This is a genomic window from Streptomyces sp. NPDC051214, assembly GCF_040682375.1.
Classification (GTDB): Bacteria; Actinomycetota; Actinomycetes; order Streptomycetales; family Streptomycetaceae; genus Streptomyces.
The window spans coordinates 33,663-51,881 of the sequence record NZ_JBFBAT010000019.1; the positions used below are offsets into that span (position 1 = coordinate 33,663).

General features: G+C 70.7%; 15 protein-coding genes and 1 pseudogene. 8 read left to right on the top strand and 8 right to left on the bottom strand.

All coding sequences use genetic code 11. The features are described from left to right. Window positions 1-31: 31 nt before the first annotated feature. A complete protein-coding gene (locus AB0M70_RS37190; RefSeq protein ID WP_365827399.1) occupies window positions 32-583 on the bottom strand; it encodes a YceI family protein in 552 nt (183 codons plus the stop codon). A gap of 108 nt (window positions 584-691) precedes the next feature. Beyond that, entirely contained in the window at window positions 692-1,165 is a 474-nt protein-coding gene (locus AB0M70_RS37195) for a carboxymuconolactone decarboxylase family protein (protein ID WP_365827401.1), read from the bottom strand. Window positions 1,166-1,492: 327 nt separating this feature from the next. Between AB0M70_RS37195 and sigJ the strand changes: the two genes are divergently transcribed. Together sigJ and AB0M70_RS37205 are read left to right on the top strand one after the other, a co-directional pair. After that, a complete protein-coding gene (gene sigJ, locus AB0M70_RS37200; RefSeq protein ID WP_365827403.1) occupies window positions 1,493-2,458 on the top strand; it encodes an RNA polymerase sigma factor SigJ in 966 nt (321 codons plus the stop codon). A 383-nt stretch (window positions 2,459-2,841) separates the two neighbouring features. Continuing rightward, window positions 2,842-3,897 (top strand): helix-turn-helix domain-containing protein, encoded by a 1,056-nt coding sequence (locus AB0M70_RS37205; protein ID WP_365827405.1) that lies wholly within the window; start codon window positions 2,842-2,844, stop codon window positions 3,895-3,897. Between the two features lie 43 nt (window positions 3,898-3,940). Here the strand turns inward: AB0M70_RS37205 and AB0M70_RS37210 are convergent, their stop codons facing one another. Both AB0M70_RS37210 and AB0M70_RS37215 read right to left on the bottom strand, forming a co-directional pair. Then, window positions 3,941-5,398: an SPFH domain-containing protein gene (locus AB0M70_RS37210; protein ID WP_365827407.1), complete on the bottom strand. Its 1,458-nt coding sequence runs from the start codon at window positions 5,396-5,398 to the stop codon at window positions 3,941-3,943. 98 nt (window positions 5,399-5,496) lie between these two features. Beyond that, complete coding sequence (locus AB0M70_RS37215; protein WP_365827409.1) at window positions 5,497-6,012, bottom strand: hypothetical protein; 516 nt, start codon at window positions 6,010-6,012, stop codon at window positions 5,497-5,499. Window positions 6,013-6,459: 447 nt separating this feature from the next. On the opposite strand from AB0M70_RS37215, the gene AB0M70_RS37220 reads away from it, so the two are divergent. Then, window positions 6,460-8,040 (top strand): NCS1 family nucleobase:cation symporter-1, encoded by a 1,581-nt coding sequence (locus AB0M70_RS37220; protein ID WP_365827410.1) that lies wholly within the window; start codon window positions 6,460-6,462, stop codon window positions 8,038-8,040. Window positions 8,041-8,457: 417 nt separating this feature from the next. Here AB0M70_RS37220 and AB0M70_RS37225 read toward each other — a convergent pair whose 3' ends face one another. Further along, entirely contained in the window at window positions 8,458-9,429 is a 972-nt protein-coding gene (locus AB0M70_RS37225) for a class I SAM-dependent methyltransferase (RefSeq protein WP_365827412.1), read from the bottom strand. Next, complete coding sequence (locus tag AB0M70_RS37230) at window positions 9,426-10,463, bottom strand: carboxymuconolactone decarboxylase family protein (protein ID WP_365827414.1); 1,038 nt, start codon at window positions 10,461-10,463, stop codon at window positions 9,426-9,428. Before AB0M70_RS37230 ends, AB0M70_RS37225 begins: the two co-directional genes overlap by 4 nt. Window positions 10,464-10,747: 284 nt before the next feature. On the opposite strand from AB0M70_RS37230, the pseudogene AB0M70_RS37235 reads away from it, so the two are divergent. From AB0M70_RS37235 to AB0M70_RS37245, 3 genes and pseudogenes are all read left to right on the top strand, one after another. Continuing rightward, a pseudogene (locus tag AB0M70_RS37235) lies at window positions 10,748-11,848 on the top strand (histidine kinase); the annotation flags it as partial. 182 nt (window positions 11,849-12,030) lie between these two features. Beyond that, entirely contained in the window at window positions 12,031-12,699 is a 669-nt protein-coding gene (locus AB0M70_RS37240) for a response regulator transcription factor (protein WP_365827416.1), read from the top strand. 86 nt (window positions 12,700-12,785) lie between these two features. Then, the gene (locus tag AB0M70_RS37245) at window positions 12,786-13,535 is read left to right on the top strand and encodes a DUF4232 domain-containing protein (protein ID WP_365827418.1); all 750 of its coding nucleotides are present in this window, start codon (window positions 12,786-12,788) and stop codon (window positions 13,533-13,535) included. On the opposite strand, the gene AB0M70_RS37250 is transcribed toward AB0M70_RS37245, so the two are convergent. Next, entirely contained in the window at window positions 13,501-14,556 is a 1,056-nt protein-coding gene (locus AB0M70_RS37250; protein ID WP_365827420.1) for a lipoate--protein ligase family protein, read from the bottom strand. The two genes, AB0M70_RS37245 and AB0M70_RS37250, sit on opposite strands and share 35 nt — an antisense overlap. 157 nt (window positions 14,557-14,713) lie before the next feature. On the opposite strand from AB0M70_RS37250, the gene AB0M70_RS37255 reads away from it, so the two are divergent. Together AB0M70_RS37255 and arcA are read left to right on the top strand one after the other, a co-directional pair. Beyond that, the gene (locus tag AB0M70_RS37255; RefSeq protein WP_365827422.1) at window positions 14,714-16,171 is read left to right on the top strand and encodes a basic amino acid/polyamine antiporter; all 1,458 of its coding nucleotides are present in this window, start codon (window positions 14,714-14,716) and stop codon (window positions 16,169-16,171) included. Between the two features lie 42 nt (window positions 16,172-16,213). Next, window positions 16,214-17,476 (top strand): arginine deiminase, encoded by a 1,263-nt coding sequence (gene arcA / locus AB0M70_RS37260; RefSeq protein ID WP_365827424.1) that lies wholly within the window; start codon window positions 16,214-16,216, stop codon window positions 17,474-17,476. A gap of 20 nt (window positions 17,477-17,496) precedes the next feature. Here the strand turns inward: arcA and AB0M70_RS37265 are convergent, their stop codons facing one another. Further along, window positions 17,497-18,180 carry a hypothetical protein gene (locus AB0M70_RS37265; protein ID WP_365827426.1) on the bottom strand — a complete coding sequence of 228 codons (684 nt, stop codon included), beginning with the start codon at window positions 18,178-18,180 and terminating at the stop codon, window positions 17,497-17,499. Window positions 18,181-18,219 lie beyond the last annotated feature (39 nt).

Consider the following 18,219-nt stretch of genomic DNA (forward strand, 5'->3'; position numbering starts at 1 on the left):
CTTCGCTTGCGGGGCCTGGGGCATCGGGGGGTCAGGGCTGTCGGACGGCGATGACGTCGAACTCCAGCGTCACCTTCGGGCTCACGAGGACGGAGGTCGCGGCGTTCCAGTTCAGGCCCCAGTCCTTGCGGTTGATGGTGGCCTTGCCCAGGAAACCGACCCGGAGGTCGCCCCGCGCGTCCGTCTCGGCGGCGGTCAACTCGACGTGGAGGGTGACCGGCTTGGTCACGCCGCGCATCGTCAGATCGCCGGTGACCTCGTAGGTGGTCTCGCCGAGCGGCCGTACCTCGGTCGAGTCGAAGATGATGAAGGGGTGGTTGTCCGTGTCCAGGAACGTGCCCTGCAGTTGTTTGTCGCGCTGCCTTTGGTGCGTACGCAGGCTCGTCGCCCGGATGGTGAGGCGTGCGCTCGACTTCGACGGCCGGTCGCCGAACAGGTACGCGCTGCCCTCGTACTCCTCGAACTCCCCGCGGACCCTGGTGGACAAGGTGTGCCGGCCGACGAAACCGACCCGGGAGTGGGCGGCGTCCAGGACGTAGGCGCCGGTCAGTTCGCTGAGGCTGATGTGGGTGGGGGCGGGCATGGTGTCTCCTGCCGTTTTTGTCGTCATGGTGCTCTTTCCTCGTCATGGCGTGTGGACGGCTGGGCCCGGCCCCGCTCGGGCCGGGGCGCCAGCCGTGGTGGATCTCGGTCAGCCGAACTGGCCGACCTTGTAGTCGCCCGCCGGGTGCTGCGTGAGCACGTTCAGGCGGTTGAAGGCGTTGATGAGGGCGATGGTCGACACCAGGGCGGCGAGCTGGTCCTCGTCGTGGTGCTTGGCGGCGTTCGCCCACACCTCGTCCGGCACGCCACCGGCGGCGTCCGCGATCCTGGTGCCCTCCTCCGCCAGCTCCAGGGCGGCCCGTTCGGCATCGGTGAACACCGTGGCCTCGCGCCAGGCGGCGACCAGGTGCAGGCGTTGCTGGGTCTCTCCGGCGTGCGCGGCCTCCTTGGTGTGGATGTCGACGCAGAATCCGCAGCCGTTGATCTGGCTGACGCGGAGCTCGACCAGCTCCCGCGTCGCGGCCGGCAGCGTCGACTCCAGGAGCGACCTGCCCGCGATGGCGATGTGCTTGACGGCACCGGCCGAGACCGGGTTGGCGAGGAAGTCGAGACGGGCCTGCATGGTGATCTCCCTGTTTCGTGGCCTGGTCGGCCGCTTCGTTTTCGTGGCCTGCTGGGCCTGCTGGGCCTGCTTGGCCTGCTTGGTCTGCTTGGCCGGTTCGCCCGGTGGGCGGAACGGCTGTGCGCGGGATCGTCGTCGTCCCAGCAGTACCGACGAGGCAGTCCCGCGGAATGTGAGGCGCGGGCGTGACGTCACATTCCGCGGGGCTGTCTCGTCGGAAGTCGGAGAGGCTGTTTCGTCGGATGCGGGACGGCCCGTCGGATGCGGGACAGCTGACGCGGGACAGCTGACTCGGTCCGGCTGACGCGGCAAGGGAGTGGCGACACCATGGGGACCCAGTTCGAGCCCGGCGACGGCCAGATCGACGCGAGCCTGAGCGCGGTCATGGGCGAACGGCGGCAGTTGATCAATCTCGCGTACCGGCTCCTCGGCTCCCTGGCGGACGCCGAGGACGTCGTACAAGAGGCCTACGTCCGCTGGTACGCGATGTCCCCGCGGCAGCAGGAGGCCATCGAATCCCCCGGTGCCTGGCTGACGAGGGTCGCCGGGCGCATCTGCCTCGACCAGCTCCGCTCGGCACGGGTCCGGCGCGAGAGCTACGTGGGCGAATGGATCCCGGAGCCGCTGCCCGACCGCACGGAGTGGGCCGACGGGCGGCAGGGCGGGGCGACCGCCGACCCGGCCGACCGGGTCACCCTCGACGAGTCGGTCAACATGGCCTTCCTCGTCGTGCTCGAATCGATGACCCCGGCCGAGCGCGTCGCGTTCATCCTGCACGACGTCTTCCGCTACTCCTTCGCGGAAGTGGCCGAGATCGTCGGCCGCAGTCCGGCGGCCTGCCGCCAACTGGCGTCATCGGCGCGCCGCCGCACGCGCGCCTCCTCGGAGGTGCCCGCCACTTCGGCGGCCCGGCGCGCCGCCGTCGTCAAGGACTTCAAGCACGCCTGGGAGACCAAGGACATCGCCGCGCTCATCGGCGTACTCGACCCCGACGCCACAGCACTCGCCGACGGCGGCGGGCTGGTCAACTCCGCGCCCCGCCCCATTTCGGGAAGCGAGGAGATCGCGCGCTATCTGGTCGCCGTCTCGGTCATCGTCGACGAGCAACCGTTCCATCAGACGATCCTGGAGCGCACGGTCAACGGCCAGCCCGGCCTGGTGGTCCAGCACGACGGCATCACCACGTCCGTGCTGGCCTTCGACGTCGAGGGCGACCGGATCACGCGCCTGTGGGCGGTACGGAACCCCGAAAAACTCAGGCCCTGGACGTCGTACGGTAAAGTGATGAATTGAGCCAAGGTGCTCTGTTGAGCGGCCAACCTGCTCCGTTGAGCAACCGGCCGCTCAACCATCAAGCAGGCGACGGTGATCGCCGAGGCCGGAGAGGTGGGGGCAAGGCATGGGCCAGGCTGTGCGCGCCCCCCGAGTCGTACGCGTCGACAACTCCGCCCGCGACAGCGTGCCCGATACCTACGGCACCATGACGAGCGACCCGCGCCGCTGATGTGACCGGGGCCCCAACTCCGGCTTGCCCGCGCCCAGTTGCCGTCCTTCCGCGCCTGCCCGACAGTGCGCGTGCCGCCCACCCCGCACCGCGTCGCGTCGCGTCGCCGTGTGTGCCTTCGCCGCCCTGCGCGGCCCGCTCCCCAGCCATCGAACCCGTCGAGGGAGAGCTGATGACCACCCAGGAGATCCCCGAGCAACTGCTCGACGGCTACGCCGACATCCTCACCCGCGCTGCCGCGACCGGCCGCCGTCTGACCCGAGAGGAACTGACGTCACGCCGGGCGCTCGGCGCGCAGGCCGCGCACGCCGGATACGCGTGGCGCGTCCTCATACGCGAGCACCTCAGCGCCACCCGGATCCACCGCCCCGCGGCCGGCGACCCGGACCACCTGCTCGCGACCGCCGAGCAGGCCATCGACGCCTTCGCCGAGGGCTACGAACAGGCGCAACGTCTCGTCGTACGCCAGGAAGAAGCCGCCCGCCGCGAGCTGATCGACGACCTGCTGTACGGCCGAGGGGACCTGGGGCGGCTCGGCGCACGGGCCGAGCGGTTCGGCCTGCGGCTGTCACACGCGCACGCGGTCGCCGTGGCCGAGGGGCCCTGCGCCTACGACGAGACCGACCCCGTGTCGCGGGACGTGGAGAACGAGATGGTCGGCCGCTTCGGCGACCGTCACATCCTGCTCACCACCAAGGACGGGCGCCTCGTCTGCATCGCCCCCGCCCACCAGGACGAGGTCCTCACCCACTTCGCCAAGCGCGCGCACGCCGCCACCGACGGCGGCCGCATCGCCATCGGCCGGCCCCAGCCGGGCGCGGCCGGCATCGCCCACAGCTACGAAGAAGCCGTCAGCACCCTGGAACTCGCCACCCGCATGGGCTTCGACGAACCCGTGCTGCGCGCCGCCGACCTCCTGGTTTTTCCCGTCCTCGCGCGTGACCGGCAGGCCCTGGTGGACCTGGTGCTCAACACGCTCGGCCCGTTGGAGGAGGCCCGGGGCGGCGCCGGGCCCCTCCTGGAGACCCTGATCGCCTACTTCGACACCGGGTGCGTGGCGGCCCAGGCGGCGCGTGAACTGTCGTTGAGCGTACGAGCACTCACGTACCGCCTGGAACGCATCCGCACCCTCACCGGATCCGACCCCGCCGACCCCCTGGACCGCTACACCCTCCAGACGGCGGTCATCGGAGCGCGGCTCCTCGGCTGGCCTGCCACGTCACTGTGAGGGGGCGCGGACGGGGCGGTCCGTCACTCAGTCCGTTGCTCGGTTACTCCGTTACGTCGATCTTGCCGTTCAGCTTGGCGGCGGCGGCCGGGGTGGCGGCCGGCGTGGCGGTCGGGTCCACGGGCGTGAGGGACATGCCGCCGGTGATGCCCTTGAGGAGGCCGGCCACGTCGACTCCCGTGGTGGAGCTGAGGAGTTCCATGCCCTGGGCGACGTTGTCGGCGACCGTGCGGGAGAGGCTGCTCGCGCCGTCCGTGGAGATCACGGTCATCTTGTCGATCGCGCCGAGCGGTTCGGACGCCTTGGCCACCACGGCGGGCAGCACCTCGACGAGCATCTGCAGCACCGCCGCGTCGCCGTACTGCGCGAACGCGTCGGCCTTCTTGCGCATCGCCTCCGCCTCGGCGGCCCCCTTGGCGCCGATCGCGGCGGCGTCGGCCTCACCCTCCAGGCGTACGGCGTCGGCGAGCGCGGCCCGCTGGGCCTTCTCGCCCTCACCGGTCAGACGGGCCCGCTCGGCGTCGGCCTCGGCCTGCTTGACCAGGGAGACACGGCGGGCCTCGGCCTCCTGCTCGGCCTGATAGCGCGCGGCATCGGCGGGCTTGCGGATCTTGGTGTCCAGCTCCCGGTCGGTCAGGGCGGCCTGCCGCTGGGCCACCTTCTCCTGCTCGGTGAGGACCTCCTGCTGGCGCGCGGCCTCGGCGAGCGGACCGGCGGCCCCGGCGCGGGCGGACGCCTCGTCGGTCTCGGCCTTGATCTCGGCCTGCTTGAGGGCGAAGGTCCGCTGGGCGACCGCGATCTCCTCCTCGGCCTTCAGCCGGGCCTGCTCGGCGGCGCGGCGCGCCACGGCCTCGGCGATGTCGGCCTCCTGCTTGGCGCGGGCGGCCTCGGGCCGGCCCAGATCCTCCAGGTAGGAACCCTCGGTGGTGATGTCCTGGATCTGGAAGGCGTCGAGGACCAGGCCCTGCCCGGACAGGCTCGCCTCGGCCTCCTCGGCGACCTGCCCCGCGAACGCGGCGCGGTCACGGATGATGTCCTCCACCGACATCCGGCCCACGATGGAGCGCAGCGCACCGGAGAGCACCTCCTGGGTGAAGCCGACGATGCCGCCCTGCTGGGCGAGGAATCGCTGCGCCGCGGCGCGTATGGAGTCCTCGGTGCCGCCGACCTTGACGATCGCGACGCCCTCCAGGTTGGCCTTCACGCCGCGCAGCGTGACGGCGCCGCGCACCGCGATCGGGATGTGCCGCGAGGAGAGGTCGAGCGTGAACTTCTGCTGCACGAACGGCACGACGAACACGCCGCCGCCCACCACGACCTTCTGGCCGCTGTTGTCGGTGAAGATCCGGCCGGTGTCGGGATCGGTGGACTTCTTGCCGCGCCGCCCGGTCACGATGAAGGCCTCGCTCGGCCCCGCGACCTTGTAGCGGGTCACGACGACGAGCGCGAGCAGGACGAGGAGTACGACGACTCCGATGACGGCGGTCAGGACTGGACTCATGGTGATTCCCCCCTGCCGCCCCAGGAGCGGCAGATCGGTGATGACGTGCGTGGTGTGCGGCGGGTTCTCGTGTTGTGGGGTGGGCGTTGGCGGGATGGTCAGCGCTGTACGGGGCGGACCGCGACCGAGGTGGGCGACAGGGCCGCCTCCACCCAGATCTCGGTGCCGCGGGTGACGGCCTCGCCGCTCTTGGCGGCGAACTTGACCGGCTGGCCCGCCAGTTGGAGCAGCACCTCGCCATATCCGTCGACCGGGATCGCGGTGACCACGGCGCCCGCGCTGCCCACGAGGTCGTCGCCCCGCGGAACGGCCGCGGTCTGATCCCGTATCAGGGCGCGGCTGAACTTCCACGTCAGCCAGCCCGCACCCACACCGACGGCCGCCCCGACCGCGGTCGCGCCGCCGGCCCCGAGCCCGGTCGTGCCGAGCACGATCGCCCCGCCGAAGCCGAGCATCGACACGAACCCGGCGACGACGGGAAGGGACAGCAGCCCGTCGAAGAGGCCGTCGAGAACTCCGATGCCGTCGAAGAGCCCCTCAAGGACCCCGTCGAAGACGAGAGAGAGGACCAGCAGAGCGATTCCCGCGATGCCAAGCCCAAGAAAAACGGTCACCTGAGCACCTCCTCAACTTGCCGGATGTCTCGGTGAGGTGGGAATCGTCGCAGGTGAGAGGGGAGGTGCACATTGCCGTGTTCCGGCAGTCATCAAAGGTTTTCCATGCCGGTCCCGGCCCGGCGTGGCAGCGCTTCTATGGGCCGGCCGCGTCCCCCCGGGATCGGGCAGGTGCGGGATCGGGTCAGATAGGCGGCGTGTAGTGGGGGGTGGGTGTCGATGGGGTACACCGCCCGGCGCGATCCGGCCGACCGGGAGAAGGATTGCCGGTACCGCCGCCCGGGGAAACTGGCGAGGAAGCCAGATCTGAGGACTCTCGAGCACCTACCGATACCACCACCCCCACCAGTACCTGACCTGAGTCGACCCGTCTTGATCCGCGGTGACCCGAGTAAGGAGCCTGGGCATGAACTTCGGACGTGTGCCGCAGACCGAATCGCCCGCCGCGTGACCGGCACCGTCCCCACGGGGCCGGCCGCCGCGGAACCCGGCGACACCTCCCAGACCGTCGCCGAAGACGGCCGCGTCGAACTGCGCCCCGGAGCCTTTCCGGACCACAGCCGCTTCGCCAACGACGACCTCAAGCCCATCCCCCTCGCCGAACGCCACTGGAGCACCTACAACTTCGCCGCCCTCTGGGTCGGCATGGCCCACAACATCCCCTCCTGGACGCTCGCCTCTGGCCTGGTCGCGCTCGGCATGGACTGGCGCCAGGCCGTTCTCACCATCGCCGCCGCCAACGTGATCGTGCTGCTGCCGATGCTCCTGACGGGGCACGCGGGCCCGAAGTACGGCATCCCGTTCCCCGTCCTGGCCCGCGCCTCCTTCGGCCTGCGCGGGGCGAACCTGCCCGCGCTGATCAGGGCCGCCGTGGCCTGCGGCTGGTTCGGCATCCAAACCTGGATCGGCGGCCAGGGCATTTACGTCCTCCTCAACCAGGTCTTCGACGGCGCGTGGAGCGACGAGTCCCGCATCGGCGGTTACCCGTGGCCACTGTGGCTCTGCTTCGTCCTGTTCTGGGCCCTCCAACTGGCCATCATCTACCGGGGGATGGAGGCACTGCGTCGCTTCGAGAACTGGGCGGCCCCCTTTGTGCTCGTCGGTGCCGTGGTGCTGCTCGTGTGGATCGCGGACAAGGCGGGCGGCTTCGGTCCGCTGCTCGACCAGCCGTCCACGCTGGGCTGGGGCAGCGACTTCTGGCCGGTGTTCTTCCCCGCACTGATGGGCATGATCGGCTTCTGGTCCACGCTGTCCCTGAACATCCCCGACTTCACCCGGTTCGGGAAGGGGCAGCGGGCGCAGGTATGGGGCCAGACCCTCGGGCTCCCGACCACCATGACCGCGTTCGCCCTCCTCTCGGTTCTGGTCACCTCCGGTTCGCAAGCGGTGTACGGGGAGCCGATCTGGGAGCCCGTCGACCTGGCCGCCAAGGCCGACAACGTCTTCGGTCTCCTCTACGCCCTGGTGACCGTCCTGGTCGCCACGGTCTCCGTGAACATCGCGGCCAATGTGGTCTCACCCGCGTACGACCTCGCGAACCTCGCCCCGAAGTTCATCAACTTCCGTACGGGCGCGCTGATCACGGGCGTCGTGGGTGTGGTCATCTTCCCGTGGAAGCTGATTGAGACCCCTGAGCTCTACATCTTCGTCTGGCTCGGCGTCGTGGGCGGGCTGCTCGGCACGGTCGCGGGAATCTTGATCGCCGACTACTGGGTGGTGCGCCGGACAGCTCTCGACCTTGCCGATCTCTACCTCCCTGAAGGTCGCTACTGGTACACGGGCGGGTGGAATCTGCGGGCCGTCACGGCCTTCGTGATCGGGGGTGTGCTCGCCGTGGGCGGCTCGCATTCGGACCCGGGGAAGGGCCCGTTCCCGGAGGACGGCCTGATCCCCGCGCTGAAGCCGCTCGCGGACTACGGCTGGGCGATCGGGCTGGCTTCGGCGTTGGTCGTCTATGTGGGGTTGATGGCGATGGGGAGAGGTGTGGGCTCGGGGGGTTCTGCGGGCTCGGGGGATTCGGGGGGCTAGGGGGCTAGGGGGCCGGGGGGCTCGGCAGGCTCGGTGAGCTCGGCGGAGTAGGTGGAGCGGACGGGGCCGACGGATCAGGTGGGCGCGGTGGGTTAGGTGGTTAGGCGAGTTCGGTGGGCGCGGTGGGTTAGGTGGATTAGGCGAGTTCGGTGGGCGCGGTGGGCGCGGTGGGTTAGGTGAATGAGGCGGGTTCGGTGGGCGCGGTGGGTTAGGTGGGTGAGGTGGACCAGGCGGGTTCAGTGGGCTCGGCGGATTAGGCGGGTAGGGGATTCGGCTGGCCCCGGCGGCCCCGGCGGACCCGGCGGCCCTGGCGGCCCTGGCGGCCCTGGCGGCCCTGGCGGCCCTGGCGGGCCCGGCGGCCCTGGCGGATCCGGCGGGCTTTGCTGGCTTCGGCGGAGGCCGGCCTGGGGCGGTGCTCTAGGCCGGGACCACCGCTGCCACCAACCACACCCCTGCTCGCATCCGCACGCCGTACTCGGTCGCGTGCGGTCGGAACGCCTCCTCGAGGGCGGCCCGCTTCCTCGCCGTGACCGCCCTGCTCGGGGCGCGCGACAGCATGAAGTCGACCGCGTCTGCCGGGGTTTGACCCCACACCGCCTCCACCGGAACGGGACTCACCGTCACGTCCTCATAGGCGGTGAGCACGGCACGTATGCGGGCTGGGTCCGAGAGCGACGCCATGGCGGTGCGCGCGGCGGTCGCGTCGGCTGCGGAGGCGGGTTCGGCATGAGCTTCGCGTTCGGCCTCGGCCTCGGGCTCGGCCTCGGCTTCGGCTTCCGCTTCGACCCCAGGTTCGGATATGCCTGGTGTTGCGTGCTCCGGGCTTGCTTCGGGGCCTGCCCCTTCCGTCGGCTCCGCGAGGAGCTTGGCGAAGAGGCTAAGCGTCCGGGACTCCTCGGTCTCCTCGCCGACCGGCTGCGGGCCGACGAACACCAGCCGCCCGCCAGGGCGCAACGCACGGGCGATGTTCGTGAACGCGGCGGTGTGGTCGGCGAAGAACATCACCCCGCCGCGGCTGATCGCGACGTCGTAGCCGGCCTTGGGGAAAGGGTGGATCTGGGCGTCGGCCTGTTCGTACGCCGCGTTCGTGATGCCCTCGGCGACTGTGTTCGCACGGGCGCGGTCGAGGAGCGGCGCCGAGATGTCGACTCCTGCCGCGTGTCCATGCGCGGCGCGGCGGGCAGCGATGCGGGTGGTGACGCCCGCGCCGCAGCCGATGTCCAGGACGCGGTCGCCGGCGCTGATGGCCGCGGCTTCGAAGAGGACGTCGTTCACCCCGGACAGCATGGTGTCGTACCGCTCGTGGTGGGTGGCCCAGTGGGTGCCCACGGAGCTGTTCCAGGCCGCTGCCTGGCGGGAGTTGGGGCTCGCCGACGTCGCTGTGGTCATGACGCCTCCCTGGCGTGGTGGGCGGAGTGCTGGGCCGCGAGGACGGTCTCGATGCGGTCGACGGCGGCGAAGGCGCCGAACGAGATCAGGTGCACGAGACAGTGGTCGCTGAACGGCGGCTTCTTCCAGGCCGCCACGTCCTCGTCGGTGATGCGGTACGGAGCGAGCGCGGCGAGCAGCGCGAGCCGTGCTCCCGGGCGGGACGTGCGGTCGGGCAGGGCTTGCCAGGACAGCGGCGGATGTTCGCCGTCCCAGGCGGACACCGTCGCCTCTACGAGCTCCCGGTCGGCCTCATCAAGCAGGCCCGCGCCCCTCCGCGCCGCGTCCCGCAGCGCGGCGTAGGCGGAACCGATGGGCGTGCCGGCGGCCCAGGCAGGTCCCGGTTGTGGGTCGTCGAGCAGGGCGAGTGAGTCGCCGGGGGTGCAGGAGCGGCGCACGGTCTTCTGGAGGGTGCGGCCGCCGATCGAGCGCACCGCCCGGAAGCGCTGTGCGTTGCACGGCAGTATCTTCTCGGTGATCAGCGACGACGCGACGCGGTTGATGAAATGGAACGTGAGCGCGGTGCCGATGTGTGCGGGGGCGTGGGCGCGCGGGAAAGGCGGCGCAGCCAGCTCTGGCGCCTGCGGTGTCCGGGTGGCCTTGCCCCAGGCGAGGAGCCGCGCCTGCGCCGGGTCCTCCGGCTGCTCGCCTCGCAGGACCCGCTCCGCGACGCGGTGGTCGCCGGTGGCGTGCAGCATCATCGTGTGCGCGCTCACGCAGAACGGGCAGCGGTTGGCGAGCGAGACGCCCACGGCGACCAGCTCGCGGTCGGAGCGGGTCGTGCCGCCGCTGCCGAACGCCTCGTCGCCGCCGGCCAGCAGGGACTCGCGGAGCAAGGCCCAGGCGGCGGTGAACAGTTCGGGCGCGGGGCTGAGGGCGACCAGCGGTGCGGGCTCGGCGATGCCGAAGTCCTCTGCCATCTGTGCGTACGCGTCGGCGGTCCTGCCGGTCGCGGACTTCGCGAGGACTGGATCTGTGTATCGGTAAGTTGCCATGCCCCGATGGTCGGGGCGCCGGGTGCCTCGGGTCGTCGTCCGGCGGAAGGCAGTTGGAGCTACGCCGCCGGGGCCGTTCGGGCTCTCGACTACTGCACGGGGAGTAGTGCCGGAGCGGTCTGCTGGGGTGACGCGGTTGTCGACGGCGGCCCCTAAAGTTCTGAACACGGCGGGGGATGCGCCGCGAGGGATCCAGGGGTGCGGGGATGCGAGGGGTGCGGGGGGCTCAGATGACGGCGGACCGGGCGGGGAGATCGGCGGGTCAGGTGAACGTGCGCGAGTGGGTGCGGGACCGGGTGCGGCAGGCGTGGATCGGCGATGCGGTGCTCGCGGTCGTGGTGGGCGCGATAGTCGCGCTCTCGGTGGGCTTGGGCGAGGGCGGTGCGGGGTTCTTCGACTACGCACTTATAGGGGCAGGTTCGCTGGCCCTCGCCGCGCATCGACGAGCGCCGCGCATCGTGCTCGCCGTCACCACGCTCTGCCTGCTCGTGCAGGTGTTGTACGGGGGCGCGAGCAGTGTCGCGGCGATTCCGGTGGTCGCGGCCGTGCACACGGCCGCCCGAGCGGCCCACCGGGGTCTTGCCGCTGTCGCTGCCGGGGTATTCCTGGCGGGCTTCGCGGTGGCGGGGAAGGCGTCGGAGGACGTCGTGCAGTGGACGCTGCTGCTGGCCGGCTGGTTCCTGTGCGCCCTCGTCACGGGTCTCGCCGACAAGAACTGGCAGGCGTATCTGCGCCAGACCGAGCAACGGGCCCTGGAGGCCGAGCGGACCCGCGAGGAGGCTGCGCTGCGCAGGGCGGGCGAGGAGCGGCTGCGGATCGCGCGCGAACTGCACGACTCGCTGACGCACAGCATTTCGATCGTCAAGCTCCAGGCGGGAGTCGCCGTCCATCTCGCGCGGAAGCGGGGCGAGGAGATACCGCCGGCACTGCTCGCCATTCAGGAGGCGAGCGGCGAGGCGATGCGAGAACTGCGGTCCACGCTCACCGTGTTGCGCACCGACGAGCCCTCGGGGAGCCCGGCGCTGCTCGTCGAGCGCGCTCGGGCGGCCGGGCTCGCCGTGGAGCTGACGGTGCGGGGCAGGGAGCGGACGCTGGCCGGTGACCTGGAGAAGGCCGCGTACCGCATCGTGCAGGAGGGCCTCACCAATGCGGCACGCCATGCGGGTGGCTCTGCCAGGGTGGTGGTCGGGCTCGACTTCGGGGAGCGGGTGTTGGGGGTGCGGGTGGAGGACGACGGGGTCGCCGATGCGGGGCGGCCGCCCGTGGAGGGGACAGGACTCACGGGGATGCGGGAGCGGGTCGCCTCCCTGGGCGGGACGTTGCGGGCGGGGCCGAGGGTTGAGGGGGGATTTCTAGTGCGGGCCGAACTGCCGTTGGAATACGGGGCGTTGGCCTCCCGGGGCGTGTCTGAAGGGGGCGTCGGGGCTACGGGGGACACCGGGGCTGCGGGGGAGATCGGGGCTGCGGGGGACGTCGGGGAGAGTGGCGGCGCAGGGGGCGAAGGGCGGGGCGGGGTGCCTGTGGAGGCGGGGGTGGCCGCTGAGGCCGGGCGCTCGGGGGAGGGCGGGTGATCCGGGTGGTGCTCATCGACGACCAGGCGTTGATGCGCGCCGGGTTCCGGGCGCTGCTCGAAGCCGAGGACGGCATCGAGGTGGTGGGGGAGGCCGCCGACGGGGAGCGGGGGATCGCGCTGGTGCGGGAGTGCAGACCTGACGTGGCGCTCATAGACGTACAGATGCCGGTGATGACCGGGATCGAGGCAACGCGCCGGATCGCAGCCGATCCCCATCTCAGCGGCGTACGCGTCGTGATCCTCACCAATTACGGTCTTGATGAGTACGTCTTCGACGCCCTGCGGGCCGGGGCCAGTGGGTTTCTGCTCAAGGACACGGAGCCGGCCGACCTGCTGCACGGCATCGAGATCGTGGCGCGCGGGGAGTCGCTGCTCTCGCCTTCGGTGACCAGCAGGCTGATCGGTGAGTTCGTCTCGCGGCCGCCGGACCGGGCCACCGCGCCGGGCCTGGAGAACCTCACCCGTCGGGAGCGGGAGGTCACCGCGTTGGCCGCGCGCGGACTGACGAACGAGGAGATCGCCGAGCACATGGTGATCAGTCCGTTCACGGCGAAGACGCATGTGAGCAGGGCGATGACGAAGCTCGGGGCGCGCGACCGGGCCCAACTGGTCGTCTTCGCCTACGAGTCGGGGCTCGTCGCGGCCCGCAACGCGACACCCTAGAAAGAATGGAGGCTGCGGATGCTGCGACTTCCTGGAGGCTTCCTGGAACGGAAAGGGGGAATCTTTGGCTATGGCATGATCTCCGCGTGACCGTCATACCGTTCAGACACGTCGCCCGGGTGGGACACATCGCCGTCCTCGCGGCAGTGGCTCTGCTCGCCTCCGGATGCGGGCTCTCGGAGGAGTTCGAGCGGGAGAGGGACCCCGCGCGTACGGCGCCTGGCGAGAATGAGCGGTCTCCCACAGCGGACCGTACGGCCGCCTCTCCCGGCCCCGACTCGCTGACGGAAGCACCCGTCGAGACAGGGCCGCCGGACGTGCCCGACGTGGCCTCACCCTCCTGCCCCGCGTCCGGGGTGCGCATCGAGGCGGGCATGGTCAACCCGGCCATGGGGCTGCGCGCGATGAGCGTGACCCTGACCAACTGCGGAAAGGACACCTACCGCCTGAAGGGGTATCCGAAGATGCGGGTGCTCGACGAGCACCGGGAGCCCCTCGACGTCCAGGTCCTCGAAGGCACCGAGCCCATCATGGCGAGGGACGACGACCCCGGCCCGCGCCACACGGTCACGCTGAAGCGGGGCGAGGCGGCCTACACCGTGGTCGTCTGGCGCAACACCGTCACCGACACGACGACGACCGCCGTCAGCGGCACCTATCTGAAGGTCACCCCGGCCCCGGGCACCCGCCCCGGGACCGTGGCCCCGGAGGGCCGGATCGACCTCGGCAACACCGGACGCATCGGCACGACCGCCTGGCAGCGCAGCCCGGCGGAGGCGGACGCGACGGACCGGACCGGGACTACGGCACCCGCGCCGTCCACTCCGGCGAGCTGAACTTCGTGCGGGCGAGCTCCCGCGCCCGGGCCATCTCCTCGTCCGTGGCCTTGCCCGCCGTCAGGCCGTACCGCGTGCGGAAGGAGTCGAGCATCCGCTCGATCACTGCCTCGCGGGGCAGGCCGGTCTGGCGGCGCAGAGGGTCCACGCGCTTCTTCGCGCTCTTCGTGCCCTTGTCCGAGAGCTTCTCACGGCCGATGCGGAGCACCTCGACCATCTTCTCCGCGTCGATGTCGTACGACATGGTCACGTGGTGCAGGACGGCTCCGTGCCCGCCCGCGACGCGCTTCTGGGCGGCGCCCGCGACCTTGCCGGCGTCGGTGGCGATGTCGTTGAGCGGTTGGTACCACGCCTTGATGCCCATGTCGCCGAGGGCGTCGAGCACCCAGTCGTCCAGGTAGGCGTAGCTGTCGGCGAAGGACAGGCCCTGTACGAGGGAGTCGGGGACCGAGAGCGAGTAGGTGATGGCGTTGCCCGGTTCGCAGAACATGGCGCCGCCGCCACTGATCCGGCGCACCACCTCGATGCCGTGCCGTTCGGCGCCCGCCAGGTCCACTTCGTTGCGCAGCGACTGGAAGCTGCCGATGACGACCGCCGGGGACGCCCACTCCCATACGCGCAGTGTCGGCGGGCGGCGGCCCGCGGCGACCTCCTCGGTGAGCACCTCGTCCAGGGCCATCAGCAGGGCGGGGGACTGCGGCGCCTCGTGGATCAGCTGCCAGTCGTAGTCGGTCCAGTCGGTGGCGTGCGCGAGGGCCCGGCGCACCGCGACGCCCACGCCCTCCGACGTGAGCCCGTACAGGACCGCGTTCTCGGGGAGGGCCGCGTCGATGCGGGCGGCGAGGCCCGCAGCGTCGGTGTCGGCGGGGGCGCCCTCCAGGGCGTGGCTCAGGGCGTCGAACGCCTCGTCAGGTTCGAGGAAGAAGTCCCCCGCCACCCGCACATGCCGCAGCACGCCGTCCTCGACCTCCAGGTCCACGACGACGAGCTTGCCGCCGGGGACCTTGTACTCACCGTGCACTCTGTTTTCCTCCGGGCTCGCGTACGCCGGCCGAATCGCGAACACCGTCGGCCTGCGATTTCATATCAGGACAACTCGACCCACTAGGGATAGATTCCCGCACAGGATGGTCTGACGTCCCTCGGCGCCGGCCCTGACGGGAGCTGACGGGGAGTCCATGAGCCACGCAGAGACGAGCGACCAGGCCAAGGGCGGTGCGTCACCGGCCGTCAAGCTGACCCTCACGACGCTCACGATGATGGTCGTCGGATCGATGGTCGGCGCGGGAGTCTTCTCGCTGCCACGGCGGTTCGCCCAGGAGACCGGAGTCGCGGGCGCGCTGATCGCCTGGGCCATCGCCGGTACGGGCATGCTGATGCTCGCGTTCGTCTTCCAGGCCCTCGCCGTCCGCAGGCCGGACCTGGACGCCGGTGTCTACGCCTATGCGAAGGCCGGGTTCGGGGAGTATCTCGGCTTCTTCTCCGCCTTCGGGTACTGGGCCAGCGCGTGCGTCGGCAACGTCACCTACTGGGTGCTCATCATGTCGACGATCGGCGCCATCTGGCCGGCCCTCGGCGACGGCGACACCCTGCTCGCCGTGGTGCTGTCCTCGTTCGGCCTATGGGCGTTCTTCCTGCTGATCCGCCGGGGGGTCAAGGAGGCGGCGGCCATCAACAGGATCGTCACCGTCGCCAAGATCGTGCCCATCCTCGTCTTCGTGATCCTGGCGCTGTTCGTCTTCGACGCGTCGGTGTTCGCGGACAACTTCGGCGGCGCCGACTACGCGGGATCGCTGTTCAACCAGGTGCGCGGCACCATGCTGGCCACCGTCTTCGTCTTCCTCGGGGTCGAGGGCGCGAGCGTCTACTCCCGGCACGCCAAGCGCCGCGAGGACGTCGGGCGGGCCACGATCCTGGGCTTCCTCAGCGTCTTCGCCGTCTTCGCCTCCGTCACGATCGTGTCGTACGGGATCATGCCGATGGCGGAGATCGCCGAGCTGCGCCAGCCCTCCATGGCGGGCGTCCTGGAGGAGGCCGTCGGCACCTGGGGCAAGGTCTTCGTCAGCGTCGGACTCATCGTCTCCGTGCTCGGCGCCTACCTCGCCTGGACGCTGATGGCCGCGGAAGTGCTCTTCGTCGCCGCCAAGGACGACGACATGCCCCGCTTCCTGCGGAAGGCCACCTCCGAGGACGTGCCGGTACCCGCGCTCCTGATGACCACCGCGCTGAGCCAGGTGGTCCTGGTCGTCACGATGTTCTCCGACGACGCGTTCAACTTCGCGCTCGACCTGACCAGCGCGCTGAGCCTGATCCCGTTCCTGCTCGCGGCCGGTTTCGCCGTCAGGATCGGCCTCGGGTACGGCCGCGCGGAGATCGCCGGGCGCAGCACCCGCAAGGAACTGGTGATCGCGGTGATCGCCACGCTCTACACGGCGTTCCTGCTGTTCGCCGCCGGGCTCAAGTTCGTCCTGGTCTCCTTCATCATCTACGCCCCCGCGACGTTCCTGTTCATCAAGGCCCGGCGGGAACAGAACCGGCGTCTGTTCTCGCCCCGCGAGGCCGTCATCTGCGCCATCTCGATCGCGGGCGCCGTCGTGGGCGTGATCGCCCTCGCGGTGGGCTGGATCGAACTCTGACCGGCCACCGCACCCCTGTTGCCACCGACCGAAAGGCGCACCGTGACCAGCCACGACAATTCCGCCGCACCGACGTTCGGTGTCCACTCCGAGGTCGGCAGGCTGCGCAAGGTCCTGGTCTGCGCGCCCGGTCTCGCGCACCGCAGGCTGACCCCCACCAACGCCGACGACCTGCTCTTCGACGACGTCATGTGGGTGGAGAACGCCCAGCGCGACCACGCCGACTTCGTCATCAAGCTGCAGCAGCGCGGCGTCGAGGTCGTCGAACTGCACGACCTGCTCGCCCAGACCGTGGCGCTCCCCGAGGCAAGGACCTGGCTCCTCGACCGGAAGATCACCGCGAACGAGGTCGGCCTCGGGCTCATCGACGACACCCGCGCCTTCCTGGAGACGCTGGAGCCCCGGCAGCTCGCCGAGTACCTCATCGGTGGACTGGCCACCGCCGACCTGCCGGACGAGTTCCGCTCCGGCTACGCGGCGCTCGTACGGGAATCCACCGGCGTACGCGAATACCTGATGCCGCCGCTGCCGAACACCCTCTACACCCGCGACACCACGTGCTGGCTGTACGGAGGTGTCACGCTCAACCCGTTGTACTGGCCCGCCCGGCACGACGAGACGCTCCTGATGAAAGCCATCTACCGGTTCCACCCCGACTTCACCGGCGCCACGGTGTGGTGGGGCGACCCCGAACTCGACTGGGGACAGGCGACGTTCGAGGGCGGCGACATCATGCCCGTCGGCAACGGCGTCGTCCTGATGGGCATGAGCGAGCGGACCTCGCGCCAGGCCATCACGCAGGTGGCCTCCGCACTGTTCAAGAACGGCGCGGCCGAGCAGGTCATCGTCGCGGGCATGCCCAAGCTGCGCTCAGCGATGCACCTCGACACCGTCTTCACCTTCGCCGACCGCGACATCGTCACGCTCTACCCGAAGATCATGGACGCCGTGCACTCCTTCACGCTGCGCCCCAGCGACAAGGCGGCGGGCGTCGAGATCACGGACGAGGGCTCGCGCGCGTTCGTCGACGTGGTCGCCAAGTCGCTCGGCCTGCCCGAGCTGCGCGTCATCGAGACGGGCGGGGACGTCTACGCCTCCGAGCGGCAGCAGTGGGACAGCGGCAACAACGCGGTGGCCCTGGAGCCCGGGGTCGTCTTCACCTACGACCGCAACACCCAGACCAACACGCTGCTGCGCAAGGCGGGCGTCGAGGTCATCACCATCGTCGGCGCCGAACTCGGGCGCGGCCGCGGCGGCGGGCACTGCATGACGTGCCCGCTCGTCCGCGACGCGGTGGGCTTCTGAGAGCCCTTGTCGTGTGAGGGCTAGTACCGCTGCGCCTTGACCAGCTTCGCGGAGAGCTTCGGCTCCGGGGGCTCGTGGCTGATGGCGTACCGCTGGGCCCGCTTGCCCGGTTCGAGGTTCTCCGTGCCGATGTAGCGGGTCTCCGCGACCTTGCCCGACGAGTCGACAAAGTCGACCTGCACGGCGAAGTCCGCCGTCTTGTCCGTCCTGTTGGTGAAGGTCACCACGGAGGCGAGCACCCCGCCGGTCTCGGAGCGCGGCTTGCCCGTCATGGAGACGTCGGACATCGCGTTGCCCCGCCCGTCGACGCCCTTCAGGGCGTCCTTGGCGGCCTGGTTGGCCCGTTCCGTGTCGGCGGAGACGGACGCCTCGAACTCGTCCGCGCGCTCGGACGACGAGGCCTCCGCCTTTGACGCCGAGGCGCGGGCGGACTCGGCGGCCTCCGAGGCCTGCGACTTCAGGGGCGACGCCGTCTTCTTCGAGAAGGACGACGACTCCGGGGCCGTCGGCCGTTCGCTGACCGTCCTGCTGCCCTCGGCGGACGGGGCGTCGCTGTCGGTGCTGCAAGAGACGAGCGTGGCAGCGGCCGTCATCGTGGCGGCGAGCGTGAGGGCGGCGGACACCGCGGGCCCGCGGTGCGCGGGGCGGGTGAGGCGTGTGGGGCGCGTGGGGCGCCGCTTCCCGCGGGGCGGCAGGGGTTTCATGGGCTGCGGTCCTTTCCCTGAAGCTGTGCTGGGCGTGGG

What these genes read in the sequence shown, in the direction of transcription:
- sigJ (WP_365827403.1), top strand. Translation starts at nt 1,493, where the DNA reads ATGGGGACCCAGTTCGAGCCCGGCGACGGCCAGATCGACGCGAGCCTG.
- AB0M70_RS37225 (WP_365827412.1), bottom strand. Translation starts at nt 9,429, where the DNA reads ATGACCACAGCGACGTCGGCGAGCCCCAACTCCCGCCAGGCAGCGGCC.
- AB0M70_RS37205 (WP_365827405.1), top strand. Translation starts at nt 2,842, where the DNA reads ATGACCACCCAGGAGATCCCCGAGCAACTGCTCGACGGCTACGCCGAC.
- AB0M70_RS37195 (WP_365827401.1), bottom strand. Translation starts at nt 1,165, where the DNA reads ATGCAGGCCCGTCTCGACTTCCTCGCCAACCCGGTCTCGGCCGGTGCC.
- AB0M70_RS37190 (WP_365827399.1), bottom strand. Translation starts at nt 583, where the DNA reads ATGCCCGCCCCCACCCACATCAGCCTCAGCGAACTGACCGGCGCCTAC.
- AB0M70_RS37265 (WP_365827426.1), bottom strand. Translation starts at nt 18,180, where the DNA reads ATGAAACCCCTGCCGCCCCGCGGGAAGCGGCGCCCCACGCGCCCCACA.
- AB0M70_RS37210 (WP_365827407.1), bottom strand. Translation starts at nt 5,398, where the DNA reads ATGAGTCCAGTCCTGACCGCCGTCATCGGAGTCGTCGTACTCCTCGTC.
- AB0M70_RS37255 (WP_365827422.1), top strand. Translation starts at nt 14,714, where the DNA reads ATGAGCCACGCAGAGACGAGCGACCAGGCCAAGGGCGGTGCGTCACCG.
- AB0M70_RS37230 (WP_365827414.1), bottom strand. Translation starts at nt 10,463, where the DNA reads ATGGCAACTTACCGATACACAGATCCAGTCCTCGCGAAGTCCGCGACC.